Here is an 883-nt window from a genome sequence, read left to right on the forward strand (position 1 = left end):
GTGGGGCGAATGAGGGGGAGAGGAAGGGGAAGGAAGAGAGGGGAGAAGAGAGGGAAAGAAGGGAGGAGAAGGAAATAGAGGGAGAGAGGAAGAGAAGAAAGAAGGAGGGGGGGAGAGGGAGAAAAGGAGGAGAAGGAAAGAGAAAGAAGGGAGAGAGGAAAGAGAGGAGGGAGGAGAAGAAGAAAGAGAAAAAAGAAGAGGAAGAGAGAGAGGGAAAAAGGAGAAGAGGAGAGGAAAGAAAAGAAAGAAGGGAAGGGGGAAGGGGAAGGAGGGAAGGGAAAGGGAAAGGAAAGGAGGGGGAAGAAAGGGGAAAAGGGAAAAGAGAGGAAGGGGGAAGAAAGGAAAGGAAGAGGGGGAGGGAGGAGGGGGAGGGAGGAGAGAAAAGAGAGGGGAAAAGAAAAAAGAAGAAAAAGAAGGGAGGGGAGAAAGAGGGGGAGAAAAGAAAAGAAGGAGGGAAAGGGAAGGGGAGGAAAGGGGGGGGGAGGGGAAGGGGGAGGGGGAAGAAAGGGGGAAAAGAGGGGAGAGAAAAGAGGAGGAGGAGGGAGGAAAAGGGAGAGGAGAGAGAGGGGAAGAGGAAAGGGAAGGAAGGGGGGGGGAAGGAGGGGAAGGGGAGGGGAGAGGAGAAGGGGGAAAGGAGAGGAAAGAGAGAAAAGGGGGAAAGGAGAAAAGGGAAAGAAAGAAAGGGAAAAAGAAAGAAGAAAAAAGGGAAAAAAAGGGGAGGGGAGAGGGAGGGGAGAGGAAAAAAAAAAAAAAAAAGAAAAAAGAGAAGAAGGGGAGAAAGAAGAGGGAAGAAAAGAGAGGGGGGAGAGGGAAAGAGGGAGGAGGAGAAAGAAGAGAGAGAGAGGGAGAAAAAAGAGAAAGAAGAAGAAAGAGGGAAAGAGAG

At 50.8% G+C, this 883-nt stretch carries 1 protein-coding gene; it reads left to right on the plus strand.

The genetic code is table 11. The features are described from left to right. The coding region (locus K5Q92_RS24575; RefSeq protein ID WP_220771251.1) for a hypothetical protein at positions 1 to 883 on the plus strand (883 nt) is incomplete at both ends.

It is taken from the genome of Shewanella sp. MBTL60-007 (assembly GCF_019654915.1).
In the GTDB taxonomy this organism is placed as follows: Bacteria; Pseudomonadota; Gammaproteobacteria; order Enterobacterales; family Shewanellaceae; genus Shewanella.